Here is a 20,929-nt window from a genome sequence, read left to right as displayed (position 1 = left end):
TAACAAAGGCACGGGCCATGCGGATTTTTTGCGCCTCGATTGCAACCGAGACCAATACATTTTCCCCTTTAAGAACTGATTTTTCCGATTTTCAGGAAAGCTTTTACGCACCTCCCGGCCAACATCCGGTCACACCGACGCTGTGCAGTGCCGTCTTTACCGAAGGCCGTCTTCGCGCTGCCAAGGAAGGCTGGGAACTGATCGAAGGAACCGCAACCTGGGCGGAACCGGGCGGGTTGGTCAGCCGCGAGACATATGAACAGCTCCGTGACGAGGTTCTTGGTCAGTTGCGCGCAGCCATGCCGGTGGATGGCGTGATCCTTGGCCTGCACGGGGCAATGGTGGCGCAGGATTATCTTGATTGCGAAGGTGACCTGATTTCGCGCATTCGCGATCTGGTCGGTCCGGATGTCGTGATCGGCACCAGTTTCGACCCGCATAGTCATTTGACAGCACTTCGGGTCGACAATGCCGACATTATCGTGGCGTTCAAGGAATTCCCCCATACCGATTTTGTCGAAACCGGCCGGGCGGTTGTTGATCTTGTCCTGCGCACATTGCGTGGTGAAATCACCCCGACCAAGGCAGTGTTCGATTGCCACATGATCGAAGTTCTGCCGACGTCACGCGAACCGATGCGGTCCTTTATCGACCGGGCAAAGGATATGGAAGGCACGGGCGATATCCTGTCGATATCGTTCATTCACGGATTTATGGCCGGTGACGTTCCCGATCTTGGGGCCAAGGTCGTTGTCACCACCAACAATAACCCTGCGGAAGCCAAGCAGATAGCACGAGACCTGGGGGTTGAGTTGTTTGGTTTCCGTGGGGCCACCCGCCCGACATTCCTTAAACCCGAGGCCGCGCTTGATCAGGCATTGGCATCCGATGCACAGCCGATTGTTCTGACCGATGTCTGGGATAATCCGGGCGGTGGGGTTCCGGGCGACAGCACGATTTTGCTGCGTGCGGTGATGGAACGCGGGCTTTCCGATTATGCCTTTGGCACTCTTTGGGATCCGATGGCGGTAAAGACCTGTTTCTCGGCTGGCGAGGGCGCGACATTGCCGCTGCGCTTTGGCGGGAAAACCGGGGCCCATGCGGGCGCACCCATTGATGCCGAAGTGGTGGTCAAAAAGCTTGAACGCGATGCCTGGCAGTATTTCGGCCAAAGCATCGTGCCGCTTGGCGATTGCGCGGTGATTGAACTTCCGGGCGGGGGTGAAGTCATCTTGAACACCAACCGGTCGCAAAGTTTCGATCCCAGCCTGTTTTCCAATATGGGCATCGATCCGAAATCAAAAAAATATCTGTTTATCAAATCGACCAATCACTTCTACGATGCCTTCGCCAAGATCGCGGGCGAGATCATCTATATCGATGTGCATGGTCCTTATCCGTCGGATCCGAAAACCAACGGATACCGTCATGTCAAACGTCCGCTTTGGCCGATTGTCGATGATCCGTTTGCCCAAAAGGCAGGCTGATTGTCGATTGCCACTGCACCCTTCGCGTCACCACCGAATATCAAAGGACGTTTTTCATGACCCGTTCACCGCAATATCCCGAACTTGATACGCCTTGTGCGGTGGTCAATCTTGATACGGTCGATCGGAATATCGATGCCTATCAGGCCTATTGCGACAAGCATGGGATTGCGCTGCGCCCCCATATCAAAACCCACAAACTTCCGGCCTTTGCCAAACAGCAACTTGATGCCGGGGCCAAGGGGATTACCTGTCAGAAAATCGGCGAGGCTGAAGTCATGGCCGATGCCGGCATGGATGACATTCTTCTGACCTATAACGTGTTGGGGGATCGTAAGCTTGCCCGTTTGCGGGCTTTGTTTGACCGGGTCAAAACCCTTCGCGTGGTGGCCGATAACCTGCCGGTGGTCGAAGGTCTGTCGCGTGCCTTTGCCGATAGTGCCAAGCCGCTTGAAATCCTGATTGAATGCGATACCGGTGGTGGGCGTTGCGGGGTTCAGACCCCGCAGGCGGCCCTGGAACTTGCGCAAAAGATCAAAGCCCTTCCGGGCATATCATTTGCCGGTCTGATGACCTATCCGGCGGCCGGGGGCGGTGACAAGGTTGCCGCATTCTTTGGGGATGCGATGCCCAAACTTGCGGCGGCCGGCATTGACTGCCCGATCAGAAGTTCCGGCGGAACTCCGGACATGTGGAAGGCCCACGAGGTCGCCAATATCACCGAATACCGTATCGGCACCTATATCTATAATGACCGGTCACTGATGGCGCGCGGTGTGTGTGCGGAAGATGATTGTGCGCTTCGTGTTTTGACCGAAATCGTGTCACTTCCGGCTCCGGGCCGCGCGATCATTGACGCCGGGTCCAAGGTTCTGACATCTGATCTTCTGGGGCTTGACGGGTATGGCTATGTCGTTGGTCATCCCGATGTTGCGGTGGTCGGGCTTTCCGAAGAACACGGCATTTTGCATTTTGACGCGGGTCTGACCCCGTTTGAAATTGGCGAACGGATTGAAATCATCCCCAACCATGTCTGCGTGGTCAGCAATATGCTTGATCAGGTGCATCTGGTGCGCGGTGATGCAATCGAAACCGTCGATGTGGAAGCGCGCGGGAAGGTGCTGTAATCGAAAGAAACTATGTTGGGTGAGCCCGGAATTTACGCCGGGTCATGATTGGGTAGATAGCCGGTAAACCCGGTAATCAGCCATTTTCCATCCGGCTGCTTTTCGCAGTAATAATGGGTTTTCCAAAGCAGACGGTCTTCTGTGCCGTCTGCTTTTTTGATGCGCCCGTTGAAATGTTTGCGCACCAGTGCCCGGTTGCCAGTGATGTCGATCTTTTCAAGTCTGGTGGCGCGAAATACCCCGTCAAACAGGTCCTCGGCAAAGTCGATCTTTTGGGCGTCGACGGCCTGGCGCAGCCATTCATCGCGATAGGCACCAAGATCGGGAAACATCATTTTCCAGTCATCGGGATTATCGGATTTACAGGCATCAATCGCGTAAAACCCGTCTGCCTTGAAATCATCCGCAACCATTGACCAGTCGGCGGCGACAAAGGCCGCAATATCACGCAAAACCAGCATTTCCCAGATACGGGTGCGGTCGGTATCCGTGGACGGAAACGGGCAGGAACGGGGCAGGGACATGGGGTGCTATCCGGTTGATATAAAATTTGTTTCCATCAGTTTCGCATTCCGGTCCCGACCAATCAATCACCGGGTATGAAAACGCGTAAAAATACGCATCTCTTATGCGAAGTGATTGCAAACAGGGTAAAATTGAAGAAAGATCGAAACAGGACGTCAAATCCTGTGGCGTTCAGTCCCGCAATGTCCGAGGTGCCGATGGCTTGGGGTGGTTTCACATCTGCTGAACTTGAATGGCAATATAATCCGCGCGAAACCGTGCCGGAATTCATGACCCATTTCGAACGGTTTGTGAAACTGTCCGATGAAACGCGTGCCCAGCTTGGCGGCAAGATCGATGTCCGCTTTGGCGATGGTCCCAAGGAAACCATGGATGTTTTCATGGCATCGGAACCGGGGGCACCGGTTCATGTGTTTTTCCATGGCGGATATTGGCGCAGCCAGGACAAAAAGGATTACGCCTTTGTCGCCCGTGATCTGGTGGCGGCCGGGTTTACCGTGATTTGCCCGAATTATGATCTGTGCCCGGATGTGACGGTGGCTGATATCACCGACGAAGCCGTGCGCTGCATTGATTATATCTATCGCCATATCGAAGACTTTAATGGTGATCGAGACCGCATTTCGATATCCGGCCATTCAGCAGGCGGGCAGATTGTCGCGCGCCTTGCCACCCATGACTGGGAAGAAACGCTTGGCGATCCGGCACCATTTTCCGCCGTTGTTCCGATATCGGGTGTGTTTGATCTCGAACCGGTCCGCCACACGACGCTGAATGAAGATATCCGTCTTGATGCGGCGTCTGCGGCGGATAACTCGCCGATGCTTGATGCGGTGCCGGTGGATGTGCGGATGATGGTGATTGTCGGCGGTAATGAAAGCCCGGAATTCGTTCGTCAAAGTGATGCCTATGGCGCCTATTGCGGTAGCGCCGGGCACAAGGTCCCGGTCTATAAGGCATGGGGGGCAAACCACTTTACCGTGCTTGAAGAAGTCTTTTTGGGCACGGGGTCACTGTTTGGGCATCTCAAGCGGTTTCTTCTGCCCTAAACGACGGCAATTTTCATAAAAAACAGCATAAAAAACCGGTGCTCATCCTGTGACGGGGCGGTCCTGACGTGGTATAAAAAACGTCCGCTACCAAACTGAAATCAAAAATAATTCTACAGGAAGGCACATGCGTTTCATCACTGCTGAAGATATCGACAAATTTGTATCGCCCCGGGATCTGGTCGAAGCCCTGCGCAACGGATTTGCCCAAGGGTGCGAAGCCCCGCTGCGCAGCCATTTCAACATGGAACGCAGCAACGAGGATGATGCGACTTTCCTGATCATGCCGGCCTGGCAAAAGGACGGGGCCGCGGGGGTGAAAATCGCCGCCGTGGTGCCGGGGAATTCGGCGCGCAATCTTCCGGCGGTTTCGGGGACCTATGTTCTTCTGGATGCGGTAACCGGTCAGCCATCCGCCGTGATTGATGGCACCAAACTGACCACGCGCCGCACGGCCGCGGCATCGGCCCTGGCAGCGGATTATCTGGCGCGCAAGGATGCGACTGATATGGTCATGGTCGGATCGGGTGCGATGGCCCCGCAACTGATCAAGGCCCATGCATCGGTGCGCCCGATCAAAAATGTCACGATCTGGAACCGCAATGCGGACAAGGCGACAAAGCTTGCCGCGGAAATTGCCGAACTTGGTTTCAATGCGTCGGGTACTGATGATCTTGAAGCGGCTTGTAAGTCCGCAGACCTGATTTCATGCGCCACCCTTTCGACCGAACCGCTTGTGCGCGGTGACTGGCTGCGCGACGGCACCCATGTTGATCTGGTTGGTGCCTTCAAACCAACCATGCGCGAAACCGATGATGGCGTGATGGCAAAATGCCGGATCTTTGTCGACAGCTTCGAGGGGGCCAGTGCCGAAGGCGGTGATGTGGTTCAGGCGATCAATAGTGGTGCGATCGCCAAAACCGATATCCTGGGTGATCTGTTCGGTCTGACCCGTGGGGACGTTTCCGGACGCCAAAGCGACGGGGAATGCACCGTTTTCAAATCGGTCGGTCATTCGCTTGAAGATTTCTTTGCCGCCGTGGCCGTGGTGAAGGCGGTCGAAAAATGATCAGTGCCGATCTGTTCGCCCCGGAACCGCTCGAAGCGTTTCGCGGCAAAATCAAACCGGAATGGATTGATTTCAACGGGCATATGAATGTCGGCTATTACGTCGTTGCCTTTGATCTGGGATCGATGGCGTTCCTTGATGCGGTGGGGATGGGATATACCTATCCCGAACGGCGCGGCGGGTCGACTTTCGGGCTTGAAATGCATGTGACCTATGATCGGGAAATTCATCAGGATGACCCGTTCGTCATCTATACAAGGGTGCTTGATTGCGATCAGAAACGCATTCACATGTATCATGAAATGCGCCATGGCAACGAAGGCTGGCTGGCCTCGACCAACGAAATCATCACCATGCATATCAATATGGCGGAACGCCGGTCGGCCCCGTTTCCCGATGATATCATGACGACCCTTAACCGGATCCGCGAAGCCCATGCCGATCTTCCGATCCCGTCCGGGGTTGGACGCAAAATCGGCATTCGCCGCAAGTAAAATGGAAAACCCCGCAGTCATCGATGCGGGGTTTTCTTTTGGGCCTATGGGCGGGTTGCCATATAAAGCCGGCACATCTCGCCCGAAAGATTGACATCCTGATCACGCAGGAATGTCAGGCCAAGCTTTTCCAGCATGTGAATGGATGGGCCATTGTCAGGCAGGCAATACCCGTAAACCTTGTCAAAGCCATAGACGTTCCAGCCATGATCAAGCAGGGCAGAACAAACTTCATAGGCATATCCCTTGCCCTGGTGGGCCTCAGTCACGGCATAGCCGATATCAGGCGCATCAAGAGTATCGCGTTTGACAAAACCGATCAGGCCAATCGGGCTTTGTGTATCCTTTTCAACGGCAACACACATTCCAAATCCCAGCTTTTCATAATTCTCGCGGAAGCGCAGATCGATATAATCGCGCGCAGCGGCAAGATCATGGATATTGCGATCGCCGATGAACCGGATCCATCCCGGTTCGTTCAAAAGCTTAAGGATAAACGGGGCATCTTCATGGTTGGCTTCGCGCAGGATGGTGCGCGGTGTTTCAAGAATGGTCATGATGTGGGGCGCTTGTTATGGTGGAAACTGTCGATCAAAACTGTAGCGTGAATTCCATGTAATCAAAGCCGTTTTTCGTTTGCAAACACGGAGGAATCAATGCCGGTCAAGCCCATCAAACTGACATTCGAAGGTGCCCATGGCGCGCAACTGGCCGCAAGGCTTGATTTGCCGGTCGGGCCGGTGCGGGCCTATGCGCTGTTTGCCCATTGCTTTACCTGCAGCAAGGATTTGACTGCGGCGCGTAAAATTGCCCAGTCCCTGACCTTGCAGGGGATCGGCGTTTTGCGATTTGATTTTACCGGGCTTGGTGGATCGGGCGGGGATTTTTCATCGACCAATTTTACGTCGAACCTTGAAGATCTGCGACGTGCAGCGGATTTCATGCGTCATGAATTTGCCGCGCCCAAACTTTTGATCGGCCATTCGCTGGGCGGGGCGGCGGTTCTTGCCGTGGCCGATAGCGTGCCCGAGGCAACCGCAATTGCCACCATCGGTGCCCCGGCCGATGTCGAACACGTCACCCATAATTTTGACGATTACCTTGCCGATATCGACCGCGACGGTCAGGCTGAAGTATCGCTTGGCGGGCGTCCCTTTGTGATCAAGCGGCAGTTTGTCGATGACCTGCGCAATCACAGCATCGAAAAATCGGTGGCCGGGCTGCACAAGGCGTTGCTGGTTTTGCATGCGCCGATGGATCAGACGGTGGGGATTGAAAATGCCGGGCGGATTTATGATGCGGCCAAACATCCCAAAAGCTTTGTCTCCCTTGATGATGCGGACCATTTGCTGCGCAATCCCGATGATGCCCAATATGTGGCAACGGTGATTGCGGCATGGGCGACACGTTATATTCCAAAAACCTTGGAAGATATCCCGGAACCGGCCGAAGGCGTGGTGGTGCGCGAAACCGGTCTTGGCAAATTCCAGTCGATGGTCATTGCCGGGCACCATCGCATGATTGCCGATGAGCCGGAAAATGTCGGCGGGTTTGACAGCGGTCCGTCACCCTATGACTTTCTTGCGGCTGGGCTTGGGGCCTGCACGGTCATGACGCTTCGCATGTATGCCGATCACAAACAAATACCGGTTGATGGCATCCGGGTTGAAATCCGCCATCAGAAAGTTCACGCGGATGATTGCGCGGAATGTGCGTCGGAAAAAATCGGCAAGTCGGGCAAGATTGACCGGTTTGAACGCCTGATCACCCTGCATGGTGATTTTACCGATGACGTGCGCAAACGGCTGCTTGAAATCGCGGATAAATGCCCGGTCCACCGGACACTAGAAGCCAGTTCCGTGATTGTGACCCGGGAACACGGGGCCTGACCCGAAGCACCCCAAACAAAAAGCCCGGCATATGGGGATATGCCGGGCTTTTGTGTTCGGATCGATCCGATTACGGTTTTGCCGCAACCACGATGAATTCGACAAGGTATTCCGGGGTGGCAAGCTTTGCCTCGCCGCATGCACGTGCCGGGGTGTGGCCCTGCGGTACCCATGCATCCCAGATTTCGTTCATGGCAGCGAAATCTTTCATGTCAGCCAGCCAGATGGTGGTCGACAGGATGTTTTCCTTGCTCGAACCGCATTCGGCCAGAAGCGCGTCAACCTTTGCCAGGCATTCTTTGGTCTGGTTGGTCACGTCGCTTTTGGGATCGCCAACCTGGCCTGCAAGATAGATGGTGTTGCCGTGAACAACGGCCTGGCTCATACGCGGGCCGGTGTGGAAACGTTGAACGCTCATGAAGCTCTCCTTTGGTGACAAAATTGAATAATTTATTCGGGTTTAGCTACCACGCTTTTGCACACCGCACCAGTCTGCAATGAACAGCGCAAGGACCTCGGTGACTTCCATCATTGATGCGATTGAAACCCGTTCATCAATGCCGTGAATCCGTTCGGCTTTGGGCCCGTAACAGGTGGCCGGGATCTTGCCGTAAATCTGGAAGAAACGGGCATCCGTGGTCGCGGTCGAGGCATAGTTTTTGATCGCGTCTCCGGTCACTTCCTGATGGATATCGCCAATCATCGTCATCATCGGATGATTGGTATCCATCTCGCATCCTTCGGCCTGAAAACCGCGATAGGTGATGTCGATCTTTGCACCCTTGCAGGCCGGATGGTTATCAAGCGTGCTTTGTCTGACCATCTCGATGGTTTCGCGCACTTTTGCAAGCTCCATCCCCGGATAGAAACCAACACGGATATCGGCCGTGCATACCGGTGGCACGGTCGATGCCCATTCACCGCCTTCGATCTTGCCAAGGTTGAAGTTCACGGGGTGAACATGCGCCCCGTATGCACAATGCCGGTCGGTCGGATGGTTCCAGATATCCTCGACTTCTTTGAGAACTTCAAAAAAGCCAAAGGCCGCTTCAATCGCGTTGCTTCCGGCCGAGGTATCGAGAACGTGCGCCGGGCTTCCCGAAACATGGATCTGGAACCACATCACGCCAAGCTGTGCGGTCATAAGTGTCTGGTTGAACGGTTCGGGAATGATCGCGCAATCGGCACGATACCCGGCATGAAGACAGGCAAGCGCACCATTGCCGGTGCATTCTTCCTCGATCACCGATTGCAGAGTAACCGGGGCAGCCGGTTCAAACCCGATATCATGAAGTGCCTGAAGGGCATGGCAATAGGCAATGATACCGGCCTTCATATCGCCCGCACCGCGCCCGTAAAGCCAGTCACCATCGACATGCGGATCAAACGGACCGCGACGCCATTGATCAACCGGTCCGGTCGGGACAACATCCATATGCCCGTTCAGGATCAGGCTGCGACCGGTCGGATTTTTCGGACGGTGCAAGCCGACAACATTTTCCCGCCCGTCATAATCATCAATCACCGGCGGTGAAAAGCCCGGCTGATCGCGCAATGCGTCGATGTCAATCGTCACACGTTCAACATCCAGTCCCATCTTGGCAAACTGATCAGCGATCCAGTCTTGCGCCGATGCTTCATTGCCCAAAAGACTGTCATGACGCACCAGTGCGCAAAGATCATCAATCGCCTGTGATGTACGGTCGGCAACCGCCTTGCGAAGGGTGGCGCGATCAAAACCGGTCATGCTGTTTTCTCCATCAGGCAGGGGACTTTTATCCCTGCCGGTATTTGATCATTTCCCAGATGCAAGTGTCGGACGGCTTGCCGACAGGGCATCTTCGCTTACGCCAAGCTTTTCCATATGGGCCGGAATGCCGTTGCCACAGATCAGGCTTGCGGCATATTCACCCATCGCAGGGGCTGTCTGAATGCCATAGCCACCCTGGCCGGCCAGCCAATAGAAGCTGTCATCTTGCGGATCAAAGCTTGAAACAGGGTCGCCATCGGCAAAGAAGCTGCGCAACCCGGCCCAGGATTCACCAGGACGACGGACCACAACGCTGGTCGCGGTCATCAGACGGTCAATCGCAATGGCGATATCAAGTTCTTCGGGCTGCACATCATGGGGTTCGGTCGGGGTTTTATCGGCGGGCGATACCAGCAACCGGCCTGCGTCTTCCTTGAAATACAGGCTTTCATCAAGGGCCGCGACCATCGGAAGACCATGAATATCCATGCCATCAGGCGCATCCACCATCACGGCAGTCCGGCGTTTTGGCACAATGCCAAGCGGTTTGACACCGGCCTTGGTGGCGATGTCATCGGCCCAGGCACCTGCGGCATTCACAAGGATTGCACCGCTATGAACATCGCCATTGGCGAGGGTGACCTGCCAATTGTCACCGGCTTTGGCAATCGCACTGACATCGGCCTTGATGACAAGGTTACCACCCACGGCCTTGAACTGACGGATAAAGCCCCAGTGAAGGGCATGAACATCAATGTCCATCGCATCGGGTTCATGGGCCCCCTTGGCGATCAGATCGGTATTGAGGATCGGTACGATTTCCTTAAGCGCATCCGGGGGCAGTTCGGTGAAGTTCGCGCCGTTCGCCCGGCCCTCGGAAATCAGGGCATCAAGTACGGCTTCTTCGCCCGGACCGGCATACATGATGATCCCGCGCGGCGTCAGGATCGGGTTTTCGGTAAAACCGGCTGGCGGATTCAAAAAGAAATCGCGACTTGCCGTCGACATCTTGCGGATGATTTTCGGGCCATAGGTTTCGCTATAAAGGGCGGCGGACCGTCCGGTGCTGTGATAGCCCGGCTGATCTTCGCGCTCCAGAACGGTTACGGATTTTCCCGCCTTGGCCAGAAAATATGCGGCCGACATACCGGCGATGCCGCCGCCAATAATCAGGATGTCTGAATGGGTCATTTGGGGCCTTCTGATATCGAAATGTTTTTGTTGGTGGCGCCAAAGGCGCTTAGAAACTGATACAGGTTTTCCGCCAGCGTGACGCTGACATAACCACCTTCCTGCACTATCACGGTTGGGCAGGTAAGGGTGCCAATTTTTTCACCGATCCTGGAAAAACCATCCGGGCTGACAGCAAGGCCGCCAAACGGGTCATCGCGCGATGCATCAAGACCGAGTGCGACCACCACCGCATCGGCCCCAAATGCGTCAATCGCGGCCATCGCCCGATCGAGTGCGGGAAGGAACACGTCATCGCCACTGCCCAGTGCCAAGGGATAGTTTTTATTAAAACCAATCCCGTCCTTGGCCCCGATTTCTTCGGCATTGCCCCAGAAGAATGGATAAAAATCCATCGGGTCGGCATGGATCGAAAGGGTCAGGACATCGGACCGTTCATAGAAAATATGCTGGGTGCCGTTGCCATGATGCAGATCGACATCAAGGATTGCCACCCGGTCATGTTTTTCGCGCAATTCCTGTGCGGCAATCGCACTGTTATTCAGATAACAGAACCCGCCGGCAAGGTTGGAACTGGCGTGATGACCGGGCGGACGACATAGCGCATAGGCCGATTGCGCACCGCCATCGCGGACATGACGGGCGGCTGAAATCGCGGTTTGCGCACTGGCATAGGCCGATTGCCACGTGGTTTCCGATATCGGGCAGGACGTATCACCCAGATGAAAACCGGCCTTGCCAGCATGATGACGCGGGTAGGGGCCATTACGATCAAACGGGTGAATGTTGGGGATCACCAGCTCCGACCCGCCCGCAGCAATCCATTCCGGGTAAATGGTTTGCAGGAAATCCAGATATTGATTGTCGTGAATGGCAGCAATCGGGGCCATGCCCGCATCTGATGGTGCACAGACCTCAAGCCCCAGCCGCGCAATTGCCGTATGCAGGATTTCGGCGCGTTCGGGGACTTCGGGGATCGGTTTTTTCTCGCCCGCGACAATGAATGTCTTGCCGTGGTGGCGTAACTGATCGTCTGAGAAATAGGCACGCATCATCGCTGCCGCCTTTCACTGTTACGTGGATAAACGGTTGTCGTATCAACTGGTTCGTCGTTTCAGGCGGGCTAGAAGGCGACCTTGTCAGCCCCTTTAAGCCCCAAAATCGCACGCGCCTCGTCCGGTGTTGCGATTTCAAGAGACAACCCGTCCAGGATTTCGCGGATTTTGCGAACCTGTGATGCGTTGTCCGGCGCAAGTTCGCCCTTGCGCAGATAAAGATTGTCTTCAAGTCCGACCCGGACATTGCCGCCCATCGCGGCTGCCATGCTGGCAAGCGGCATCTGATGACGACCGGCCCCCAGAACCGAGAACTGGTATTGATCACCAAACAGCTTGTCGGCGGTGCGTTTCAGATGGGCAAGGTTATCGGGATCGGCCCCGATCCCGCCCAGAACACCCAGCACAAACTGGATAAAGATCGGGCCCTTGATCAGGCCACGGTCGACGAAATGGGCAAGGGTATAAAGATGACCCACGTCATAGCATTCGAATTCGAACCGCGTTCCGTTGGCGTCGCCAAGGTCGGCCAGAATGGTTTCGATATCGGAAAACGTGTTTTTGAAAACAAAGTCGCGGCTGCTTTCAAGAAATTCCGGTTCCCAGTCATGTTTCCATTCGCTGCGTCCCGCAAGGGCCGGGAACAGGCCGAAATTCATCGTCCCCATATTGAGCGACGCCATTTCCGGTGATGCATGGCTGGCGGCACGAATGCGGTCCTTGACCGTCATGGTCATGCCGCCGCCGGTCGAGATATTGATCACTGCATCGGTTGCGGCCTTGATCTTGGGCAGGAAATCCATGAACAGGTCGGGATCCGGGCTTGGAAAGCCAGTCTTGGGATCACGGGCATGCAGATGCAGGATCGATGCACCGGCATTGGCCGCATCAATCGCCTGCTTGGCGATTTCATCGGGTGTGATGGGCAAATGAGGGCTCATGGACGGGGTATGAACCGATCCGGTAACCGCACAGGTGATGATAACTTTCCGGCTCATGAAAAGGCTCCGGCGACGAGAAGTTCATCCTGAAGTTCGGCAAGGGCGGCACGCAATGGCACCATAATGTCGTCGAACTGTTCGGGCTTGATGGTCATGGGCGGGCAGACCATCACGTGATCGCCCCGATATCCGCCGCGTGTGCGACGCCAGTAAATGATCAATCCCTTGTCATAGGCGATATCGACCAGTCGGGCGGCCGCCATATGTTTGGGATCAAGCGGTTCCATGGATTTGCGATCCTTGACCAGTTCAACGGCAAGCAACAAGCCCTTGCCGCGTACATCGCCGATCATGGTGAATTCATCTGACAGCTTGGAAAGTTCGGCTTTCAATGCCGCACCGCTTGTTGCGGCATTTTCAAGAAGACCGTCTTCGTCAATCACATCAAGAACCGCATTCCCCGCCGCACAGGCAAGCGGGTTCCCGGCATAGGTATAGCCATGGATAAACCCGCCATGATCAAGAACCGGGCCGACAATTCGATCCGGCGCAATCATCGCACCAAGCGGCGCGTATCCCGCGGCCAACCCCTTGGAAACGGCAAGGATATCGGGCGTGATGCCCCAATGTTCGCAGGCAAAATATTTCCCGGTCCGGCCGGCCCCTGTCATGACCTCGTCATAGATCAGAAGAATGCCGTATTGATCGCAAATCTCGCGGATGCGGCCATAATAGCTGTCCGGGGCAACCAGCGCCCCGGTGGCAGCCCCGCCAACCGGTTCCATGATGAAACCAAGAACGGTTTCCGGGCCCTGTTTGATGATCTCTGCTTCGAGCATATTGGCGTATTTGATGCCGCGATCATGATCGGACAGATCATCACGATCCAGATAACAGGTCGGGGCGGGGATTTTGGGTTGATCGACCATCATCGGCGCGAACGGCGCATGCATCGGCGTATAGCCGGTCAGGGCAAGCGCACCAAGGGTGGAGCCATGATAGCTTGGGAACCGTGAAATGACTTTGGTGCGCTGGGGTTCGCCCTTGGCCAAGGCATATTGGCGGGCAAGCTTGATGCAGCTTTCAACCGCCTCGGACCCGCCCGAAACAAAGAACACCCGTTCAAGGTCGCCCGGTGCACGTTCGGCCAACCGCCAGGCAAGGTTTTCGGCTGCGTCATTTTCAAAATGCAGGCGATAGGCGAAACTTGCCTTTTCAAGCTGTGCATTCATCTCGGCAATCACGCGCGGGTCACTATGGCCGATATTGCTGACCATCGCCCCGCTGGACGCATCGATATAGCGTTTGCCATCGACGTCCCACATATAAACGCCTTCGGCGCGGTCAATCAGCGGGCGGCGCGACCGGCTTTGATAAAACAGGCGGGATTCCCGGTTATGACCGACCGGATTTTTCATATCATGCGTCATTTATGGTGGCTCTCCTGAACCGGTATCAGCGACCCTTAGTCCTGATGACCGGGCAACAACACACAATTACGTGCCGCGATATGCATAAAGATATCGGCACCTTCCTGATGGGGGCGGGCATCAATCGGATTGATCACCTGCCAGTCACGACCATTGGCCGTAACGAAATATCGGGCCTGCTGGCCAAGATAATCGACTGTCTTGATCTTGCCGGGAATGGCGATGCTGCCATCCTTGGTGCTGTTCTGATCTGACAGTTCAATCTTTTCCGCACGGATGACCGCGCGGACATCCTTTGATCCGTTGGCCTTGGCGGTTTGTTCCGCTGTGGTCAAAAGCGTTTCACCACTTTGCAGATTAACACTGGTAAAGGCCGCGTCCGGGCTGCCAAGGTTTGCGGCAATAATGTTGGAATGTCCCAGGAAGTCGGCAACGAATGCGGATGCCGGATTGTTATAGACATCTTCCGGGGCGCCTTCCTGTTCGACGATGCCGTTATTCATCACCACCAGCTTGTCAGACATGGCAAGGGCCTCTGACTGGTCATGGGTGACAAAGACGGTCGCAACGCCCAGTTCGCGCTGAATGCGTTTAAGCTCGACCCGCATTTCTTCGCGCAGGTTCGCATCAAGGGCGGATAGCGGTTCATCAAGCAACAGCACATCGGGTTCGATCACAATCGCACGCGCAAGCGCAATGCGCTGTTGCTGGCCGCCGGAAAGCTGATTGGGATAACGGTCCGCGACATGGGGAAGCTGCACCAGTTCAAGCGCGTCGGTAACTTTCTTGGCAATGTCGGCCTTGGCGACTTTGCGGTATTTCAGGCCAAAGGCGATATTGTCGAAAATCGTCTTGTGCGGGAACAGGGCGTAGTTCTGAAACACAAGGCCAAGATTGCGCTTATGGATCGGAAGACTGTTGACCCGTTTGCCCCGGATCAACAAATCACCCTCGGTAACGTCGGTCAGACCTGCAATCATGCGCAAGGTTGTCGTCTTGCCACAGCCCGACGGGCCAAGGAAGGTGACAAAGCTGTTATCAGGTACGGTCAGATCCATGCGTTTGACCGCGGTGAATTCCCCGTAACGTTTCACGACATTTTGCAGTTCAACAGCGTTGGTTGTGTCTGCCATTGTTAGATACCCTGTCAGAATAAATGTGCCTGTCCCTTCGCGGGGCAGATGTGTCCTGGCCGGTTGTGCGAAGGCCAGGACACAGGTTCAGGTGTGCAATCGGGCCTTAATAGCCGCGCTGCACACGAGAGAAGGTTTTCGACCAGTCCGCTTCGTTTTCGTTCCAGTATGCCGGATCAAAGAAGCTAAGCGATGCAAGCGTGCCTTTCGGGTCGAACGCCGGCAGGGTCGGGATGATTTTGCCAAGATCGACCTTGTTCGGGTCAAGGGCCGGCGGGTAGCTCTGACCTTCGGCAACTGCAATCGCGACTTCGGGTTCAAGCATGAAGTTCAGAAGTTCTTCACAGGCGGCCATCGGGCTGCCGCGCAGAACAAACAGACATTCCTGCCAGCCAAGACCACCAGCCGGATCAAGATAACCGATGTCATGGCCCTGATCCTGAAGCGCCTTGATGCGGCCCGACCAGCCTTCGGTGACATAGATTTCTTCTTCGGCCAGAAGGCTCATAAGTTCGGCGCCCGAACTCCAGTATTTAAGGGCCAGATCACGGTGCGAACGGATCATGTCCCAAACCGCATCGATATCCTTGATATTGTTCGGGTCCTGATCGGACTGAAGCGCGCCGTACCAGATGCGGGTTTTCCATTCACCCCAACCGCCGATCTTGCCTTTATAGGCTTCATCGACCATCAGCTTGGCACCCTTGGCCTTGGCTTCGTCGTCGCTGATATATTTGCGGTTATAGGCAATGCCCGTGGTGCCGTAATCATACGGAACCGCCGAAAGCGTGCCGCCACTGATCTTGCGCAGCGGATCAATCAGGGTCGGGATCACGTTTTTAAGGTTCGGGATATTGGCTTCGTTCAATTCCGAAGTCAGTTCCAGACCGTGATAGCGCGCATAGTCAAACACACCCGACAGGTGAGCAAGGTTGAACTCGCCCGGCTGGCCGGCCTTGACGCGTGCGATATATTCATCTGCCCCGCCAAAGGTGCCGGAAATGACCTTGATGCCGGTTTTCTGGGTATAGGGCGCGAAGGCATATTTTTCGAATGCCTCGGAAACGACGCCGCCCCAACCGTCAAAGCGGACCTGTTCCGGGGTGGCTGCGCGCGCATTTTTGGCAAGCATGCCCATCGGGCCGCCGGTGACACCGGCAACAACACCGGCCGCGCCAAGGGCGGTCAGGAATGTGCGGCGGCTGATATCGCCATCACGGTAACGATTAAGCAGGCGTTCATAGCGTTTCGTATCGTCCATTTAAGGCCTCCTGATAAAACAATTTGTTCCGTTATCGGTTTTGTTCTTGGTCGTTGGTCTTTTGGTCTTGTTGTTGGTTTTGGCGGTTACCCGCGATATTCGAAATCCACTAGGCAGTCTGTGTCTTGCGGTTTGATACCCGAAGCTTTCGTGCGGACATGACCCGCGCAATCGATGCGGCAATCAGCGGAAGGGCGATGGTAAAGATCACCATGACCGCACCAAGCGCGTTGATTTCCGGGCTGATGGAATTGCGCAGCATGGCAAAAATCTGGGTCGGGACTGTTTCCACACCGCCCGGTTTCCAGAACAGGGTGCCGGTGATGTCATCAAAGGAAATCGTAAAGGAAAACAGCATCCCGGCCATGACGGCCGGCAGCATCAGCGGGAGGGTGATTTCAAAGAATGTCTGAACCGGGGTGGCCCCCAGGCTCATGGCGGCTTCTTCTACGTCGCGGCGGATCGATACCAGGCGCGCCTGAACCACAAGCACCACAAAGGGCAGGGTAAAGACAACATGCCCCATCAAAAGCAGGCCAAAGCTTTTGGGCATGGAAAGCGCCTGAAGGAACAACAGCAACGCAACCGCAAGAACCACTTCGGGGATCAGGATCGGCGCAACCAGCAAGGTCGAGATCGTCCGTTTCCCGGGGAAGTCATAACGCACCATGGCAAGGGCGGCCATGGTGCCAAGCGTTGTTGACACCGCACTGGTCAAAAGGCCCAGCAACAGGGATGTTTTGAACGCCCTTACAATGGCATCATTGTTCCAAAGCGCTTCGAACCAGCGCAGTGAAAACCCTTCGATCGGAAATCCGCCAAACTGATTGGCGTTGAATGCCAGAAGGATCACCACGGCAACAGGGGCAAACAGAAACAGATAAACAAGGATCGTGGCAATACGGATCATCGACCAGCCGGACATTGTCATATACCTCCCTTACTTGAAGCTCTTGGCGATCTGATCGATGCCGAGATAGCGGGTGTAAATGACGACCAGCGCGCCCAGAAGGGCCAGCAGGACGAGTGAAAGTGCCGATCCAAGCGGCCAGTTCAACTGGGTGACGATGGCCTCGAACACCAGATTGGCGAACATCGCATCGCGTGGGCCGCCCAGAACAATCGGGGTGATATAGGTGCCCGCCGCGAGCACAAAGCACAGAAGCGACCCCGCCGCCAGACCGGGAAGCGAGAGTGGCAAGGTGACTTCGCGAAAGGCCTGAAATCCGGTGCAGCCAAGGCTTTGGGCCGCTTCGGTCAGGTTCTTGTCAATGCCATCAAGGCTGACATAGACATTCAGGATCATGAAAGGCAGCAGATAATGCACCAGACCCAGAACAACCGTGGTCTGGTTATAAAGCATCTGGATCGGCTCATCGATGATGCCAATTGACAGCATCACGGTATTAAGTGCGCCCGACGTGCCCAGAATATTGATCCACGACATGGTGCGGATGATGTAGCTGATCCAGAATGGCAGCATCAGCATCAAAAGCAGAAACGCCTTGGATTTCATCGGGGTGTTGGCCACGAAATAGGCCGGGATATACCCAACCAGGGCACAGATCACCGTGGTGTAAAAGGCAATGGCAAAGGTTTGAAACAGAATATCGCGATAGAACCGGTCGCCAAGGACCTCGATCCAGTTATCAAGATAAAAGCCGACCTGATCGGCCCCGGTCGCGGTGCGCAACCAGAACGAATAGACGACGATAAACAGCATCGGGATGATCAAAAGCAGCCCGACTGTTGCCAATGATGGCGATAACAGCATCCAGGGTGCGCGACGCGCCCCGGCGATATCTGCGGCCATTTATGCCTCCCGTTATTGTGCTCCGGCGATGCCGTGCGCGGTTATTTGGCCGTTGAAATATTTTCTGGAACCATTTCACCCCAGACTTGCACATAGCGCAAATAGATAAGTAGAATAGATCCCATAGCCAATAACTATGGAGTGGTTGGCCATACCGGTCCGGGGGATGAAATGAACGAATTGATGCGCCGCCAGTTTGACTGGAACCTGTTGCACACATTCACCGTCATTGTCGAAGAACGCTCGATTACCGGGGCGGCCAACCGGCTTTTATTGCGACAGCCCAGTGTCAGCAACGCCCTGAAACGGCTTGAAGATCAAATCGGTGCGCGCCTGATTGACCGCGAACGCGGGCGGTTTGAAGTCACCGAGCAGGGCTTGGCGCTTTATCACGAATGTCGCGAAATTTGTGGGGCGATCGGGCGATTGTCCGACGTGATGTCTGATAGTGGCAATCAATTGACCGGGCATCTGCATTTGTGGCTGGCCAGTCATGTGGTGTTTCCGCCGCTTGATGATGCGTTGTTTGATTTCAACCGGTCCCATCCCGAAGTGACCTATGAAATCAATGTCGCGACCTCGATGCATGTGATTGATCAGGTGCTTTCCCAACAGGCAAGTTTTGGCATCTGTCTGGTCAAGGAACAGCATCCCAGGCTTGAATATCGCAGGCTGTACCGCGAACATTTCGGCTTTTTCTGTGGGCCGACCCATCACTTGTTCGGAAAAAGCGACCTGACGCTTGCCGATTTGCGCAGCGAAGCATTCGTGTCGTTTTCCACCGACCAGTTGACGGATGCGCTGGCCCCAGTGGCCATTCTGCGCGCCCAGCAGGGGATGAAGGGGAAGGTCGTTGCGGTAAGTCCCCATCTTGAAGAAGTCCGGCGTCTGATCAATGCGGGGCTTGGCATCGGGCCATTGCCGATCCATGTGGTGCAAAACGCCACCGAACGCGGCCAGTTGTGGCGTTTACCCCCTTATGACGCGCCGCCTGCTATTGATATCTATCTTGTAACCAACCCGCGCATGTCGCTCAGCCGGGCAGAACGGTTTTTCATCGATAACCTGACCGCGCGCCTTGAAAATGCGCCCGATGGATATTTTGTCTATCCCTGACGGGATCGTTCACGGCTTCGGGACTTGCGTCTTGGGGGCGATTGCGCAAGCATGGCGCCAAATTCAATCTTGCCATCAGGAACACTTATGAAACTGGTCTATTTTTCATGGGTCAAGGACCGCATCGGTTTTGGCGAAGAAGACATTGATCTGCCTGATCATGTCAAAACCGTTGACGGGCTTTTGACCTGGCTTCCCGAACGTGGCGAAAATTTCGCCAATGCTCTTGCCGATCCCGCGATTATCCGTGTTGCGGTAGATCAGGAATATGCAACATCCGATGCCGATGTAACCAAAGCCCGCGAGATCGCGCTGTTTCCGCCGGTCACGGGCGGCTAATCATCATACAAAAAGGGCGCCGCAAATTTGCGACGCCCTTTTATCATCATACTATTTCTGACGTCAGTCCGCGACCGTTGCCGTCTGCGTCAGACTGTCAAAGAATTCCTTGCGGCCAAGCGTTCCGGAAATCTTGCCCTCGCGGGTCAGAATGACCGGGTTCTGGGTGATGGACCGCATATCAATTAGATCCTTAAGCAGCACCTCATCCTTGGCGACAAAGATGATCGTATTGTCGGTCGGATCCAGATCGGCCGGAAGGCTGCCATCATAATTGATCAGCTTCAGCTCCCCGCGCGCACCATTGGTCGCGGCACGCACAACACCGTTTTCCAAGGTGATCCGGATGTTTTCATCTTCGATCTGAAGGTCACCCGAACCGTTGCGCTGATCCTTGGCGACACGCTGCATGATGGCGCGACCGCGCAGGATATTGACCGGGTTCATATGCGCGACAAAGTCGGCAACATATTCATTGGCCGGGCGCAATGCGATGTCTTCGGGGGTGCCATGCTGAACCACATAGCCGCCTTCCATGATCGCGATCGAATTGCCAAGTTTCATGGCTTCGTCAAGATCATGACTGACAAACAGAATGGTCTTGTTGAGCTTTTCCTGAAGATCAAGCAACTCGTCCTGAAGCCGGTTACGGATCAGCGGATCCAGGGCCGAAAACGGTTCATCCATCAAAAGGATCGGTGCATCGGTCGCAAAGGCGCGGGCAAGGCCGACACGCTGCTGCATGCCACCGGACAATTCATGGGCATATTTGTCCGCCCATTCATCAAGCCCGACCAGTGCCAGCTTTTCATTGACGATGTCACGGCGTTCCTTGCTGCCCATACCGCGCAGCTCAAGCCCGAAGCCGACATTTTCCGCAACTGTACGCCATGGCAGCAGCCCGAATTGCTGGAACACCATGGCAACGCATTCACGGCGCAATTTGCGCAATGTCGGGCCATCGCATTTGGTGACATCGGCCATCCAGTCGCCATCGCGTACCCGCAACGACCCGCGCGACACGGTGTTCAGTCCGTTCACACAGCGCAGAAGCGATGATTTGCCAGACCCCGAAAGCCCCATAAGAACGCAAATCTCGCCTTCGGGAACGTTGAAGCTGACATCGGCGACGCCAAGAACGTTGTTGGTTGCCTCGGCGATTTCAGCACGCGTTTTGCCTTCGTCCAGCAGTCTGAGCGATTCAGCCTGACGGTCGCCAAAGATCACATCAATATTATCGAATTCAACAGCATTGGTCAT

At 55.2% G+C, this 20,929-nt stretch carries 21 protein-coding genes; 8 read left to right on the top strand and 13 right to left on the bottom strand.

All coding sequences use genetic code 11. The features are described 5' to 3' along the window. Nucleotides 1–17 precede the first annotated feature (17 nt). Nucleotides 18–1,487, top strand: a complete 1,470-nt coding sequence (locus tag WA429_RS13725; RefSeq protein ID WP_068517382.1) for a M81 family metallopeptidase — start codon at nt 18–20, stop codon at nt 1,485–1,487. A gap of 56 nt (nt 1,488–1,543) precedes the next feature. Next, the gene (locus tag WA429_RS13720; RefSeq protein ID WP_287464880.1) at nt 1,544–2,614 is read left to right on the top strand and encodes a D-TA family PLP-dependent enzyme; all 1,071 of its coding nucleotides are present in this window, start codon (nt 1,544–1,546) and stop codon (nt 2,612–2,614) included. A gap of 32 nt (nt 2,615–2,646) precedes the next feature. On the opposite strand, the gene WA429_RS13715 is transcribed toward WA429_RS13720, so the two are convergent. After that, nucleotides 2,647–3,138, bottom strand: a complete 492-nt coding sequence (locus WA429_RS13715) for a hypothetical protein (protein WP_287464881.1) — start codon at nt 3,136–3,138, stop codon at nt 2,647–2,649. A gap of 165 nt (nt 3,139–3,303) precedes the next feature. On the opposite strand from WA429_RS13715, the gene WA429_RS13710 reads away from it, so the two are divergent. The 3 genes from WA429_RS13710 (at nt 3,304) to WA429_RS13700 (ending at nt 5,751) form a co-directional block, all read left to right on the top strand. Further along, on the top strand, nt 3,304–4,188 hold the full coding sequence (locus WA429_RS13710) for an alpha/beta hydrolase (RefSeq protein WP_231856663.1): 885 nt from the start codon (nt 3,304–3,306) through the stop codon (nt 4,186–4,188). Nucleotides 4,189–4,315: 127 nt separating this feature from the next. Beyond that, on the top strand, nt 4,316–5,257 hold the full coding sequence (locus WA429_RS13705) for an ornithine cyclodeaminase family protein (protein ID WP_287464882.1): 942 nt from the start codon (nt 4,316–4,318) through the stop codon (nt 5,255–5,257). Then, a complete protein-coding gene (locus tag WA429_RS13700; protein ID WP_287464884.1) occupies nt 5,254–5,751 on the top strand; it encodes a thioesterase family protein in 498 nt (165 codons plus the stop codon). Before WA429_RS13705 ends, WA429_RS13700 begins: the two co-directional genes overlap by 4 nt. A 44-nt stretch (nt 5,752–5,795) precedes the next feature. Here the strand turns inward: WA429_RS13700 and WA429_RS13695 are convergent, their stop codons facing one another. Further along, nucleotides 5,796–6,308 carry a GNAT family N-acetyltransferase gene (locus WA429_RS13695; protein WP_287464885.1) on the bottom strand — a complete coding sequence of 171 codons (513 nt, stop codon included), beginning with the start codon at nt 6,306–6,308 and terminating at the stop codon, nt 5,796–5,798. Between the two features lie 99 nt (nt 6,309–6,407). Here WA429_RS13695 and WA429_RS13690 point away from each other — a divergent pair, with 99 nt between their 5' ends. Then, nucleotides 6,408–7,640 carry a bifunctional alpha/beta hydrolase/OsmC family protein gene (locus WA429_RS13690; RefSeq protein ID WP_287464886.1) on the top strand — a complete coding sequence of 411 codons (1,233 nt, stop codon included), beginning with the start codon at nt 6,408–6,410 and terminating at the stop codon, nt 7,638–7,640. 70 nt (nt 7,641–7,710) lie between these two features. Here the strand turns inward: WA429_RS13690 and WA429_RS13685 are convergent, their stop codons facing one another. The 10 genes from WA429_RS13685 to WA429_RS13640 form a co-directional block, all read right to left on the bottom strand. Further along, entirely contained in the window at nt 7,711–8,058 is a 348-nt protein-coding gene (locus WA429_RS13685; protein ID WP_068517389.1) for a RidA family protein, read from the bottom strand. A gap of 42 nt (nt 8,059–8,100) precedes the next feature. Next, the gene (locus WA429_RS13680) at nt 8,101–9,387 is read right to left on the bottom strand and encodes a M20 family metallopeptidase (protein WP_287464889.1); all 1,287 of its coding nucleotides are present in this window, start codon (nt 9,385–9,387) and stop codon (nt 8,101–8,103) included. A gap of 48 nt (nt 9,388–9,435) precedes the next feature. Continuing rightward, complete coding sequence (locus WA429_RS13675; RefSeq protein WP_287464891.1) at nt 9,436–10,581, bottom strand: NAD(P)/FAD-dependent oxidoreductase; 1,146 nt, start codon at nt 10,579–10,581, stop codon at nt 9,436–9,438. Beyond that, nucleotides 10,578–11,636, bottom strand: a complete 1,059-nt coding sequence (locus WA429_RS13670) for a histone deacetylase family protein (protein WP_287464893.1) — start codon at nt 11,634–11,636, stop codon at nt 10,578–10,580. The genes WA429_RS13675 and WA429_RS13670 overlap by 4 nt, the downstream gene beginning before the upstream one ends. A gap of 68 nt (nt 11,637–11,704) precedes the next feature. Beyond that, nucleotides 11,705–12,634, bottom strand: a complete 930-nt coding sequence (locus WA429_RS13665; protein WP_287464895.1) for a 3-keto-5-aminohexanoate cleavage protein — start codon at nt 12,632–12,634, stop codon at nt 11,705–11,707. Continuing rightward, complete coding sequence (locus WA429_RS13660) at nt 12,631–14,007, bottom strand: aminotransferase family protein (protein ID WP_287464896.1); 1,377 nt, start codon at nt 14,005–14,007, stop codon at nt 12,631–12,633. Before WA429_RS13660 ends, WA429_RS13665 begins: the two co-directional genes overlap by 4 nt. 35 nt (nt 14,008–14,042) lie before the next feature. Then, nucleotides 14,043–15,140: an ABC transporter ATP-binding protein gene (locus WA429_RS13655; RefSeq protein WP_287464897.1), complete on the bottom strand. Its 1,098-nt coding sequence runs from the start codon at nt 15,138–15,140 to the stop codon at nt 14,043–14,045. A gap of 106 nt (nt 15,141–15,246) precedes the next feature. Beyond that, entirely contained in the window at nt 15,247–16,401 is a 1,155-nt protein-coding gene (locus WA429_RS13650) for an ABC transporter substrate-binding protein (RefSeq protein WP_101246351.1), read from the bottom strand. A 109-nt stretch (nt 16,402–16,510) separates the two neighbouring features. Continuing rightward, on the bottom strand, nt 16,511–17,326 hold the full coding sequence (locus tag WA429_RS13645) for an ABC transporter permease (RefSeq protein WP_287464899.1): 816 nt from the start codon (nt 17,324–17,326) through the stop codon (nt 16,511–16,513). Nucleotides 17,327–17,341: 15 nt separating this feature from the next. Next, nucleotides 17,342–18,214 (bottom strand): ABC transporter permease, encoded by an 873-nt coding sequence (locus WA429_RS13640; protein WP_101246349.1) that lies wholly within the window; start codon nt 18,212–18,214, stop codon nt 17,342–17,344. Between the two features lie 171 nt (nt 18,215–18,385). Here WA429_RS13640 and WA429_RS13635 point away from each other — a divergent pair, with 171 nt between their 5' ends. Beyond that, nucleotides 18,386–19,330 (top strand): LysR family transcriptional regulator, encoded by a 945-nt coding sequence (locus tag WA429_RS13635; RefSeq protein ID WP_242512869.1) that lies wholly within the window; start codon nt 18,386–18,388, stop codon nt 19,328–19,330. Between the two features lie 87 nt (nt 19,331–19,417). After that, nucleotides 19,418–19,669, top strand: coding sequence for a molybdopterin converting factor subunit 1 (moaD, locus tag WA429_RS13630; RefSeq protein WP_114113935.1), 252 nt, complete (start codon nt 19,418–19,420; stop codon nt 19,667–19,669). A 63-nt stretch (nt 19,670–19,732) separates the two neighbouring features. On the opposite strand, the gene choV is transcribed toward moaD, so the two are convergent. Then, nucleotides 19,733–20,929 (bottom strand): choline ABC transporter ATP-binding protein, encoded by a 1,197-nt coding sequence (gene choV / locus WA429_RS13625; protein ID WP_068517397.1) that lies wholly within the window; start codon nt 20,927–20,929, stop codon nt 19,733–19,735.

This window comes from Thalassospira sp. CH_XMU1420-2, from assembly GCF_037029325.1.
Taxonomy (GTDB): domain Bacteria; phylum Pseudomonadota; class Alphaproteobacteria; order Rhodospirillales; family Thalassospiraceae; genus Thalassospira; species Thalassospira povalilytica.
Note: the sequence above shows the minus strand (reverse complement) of the source record. Positions and strands in the feature narration are given on the sequence as shown.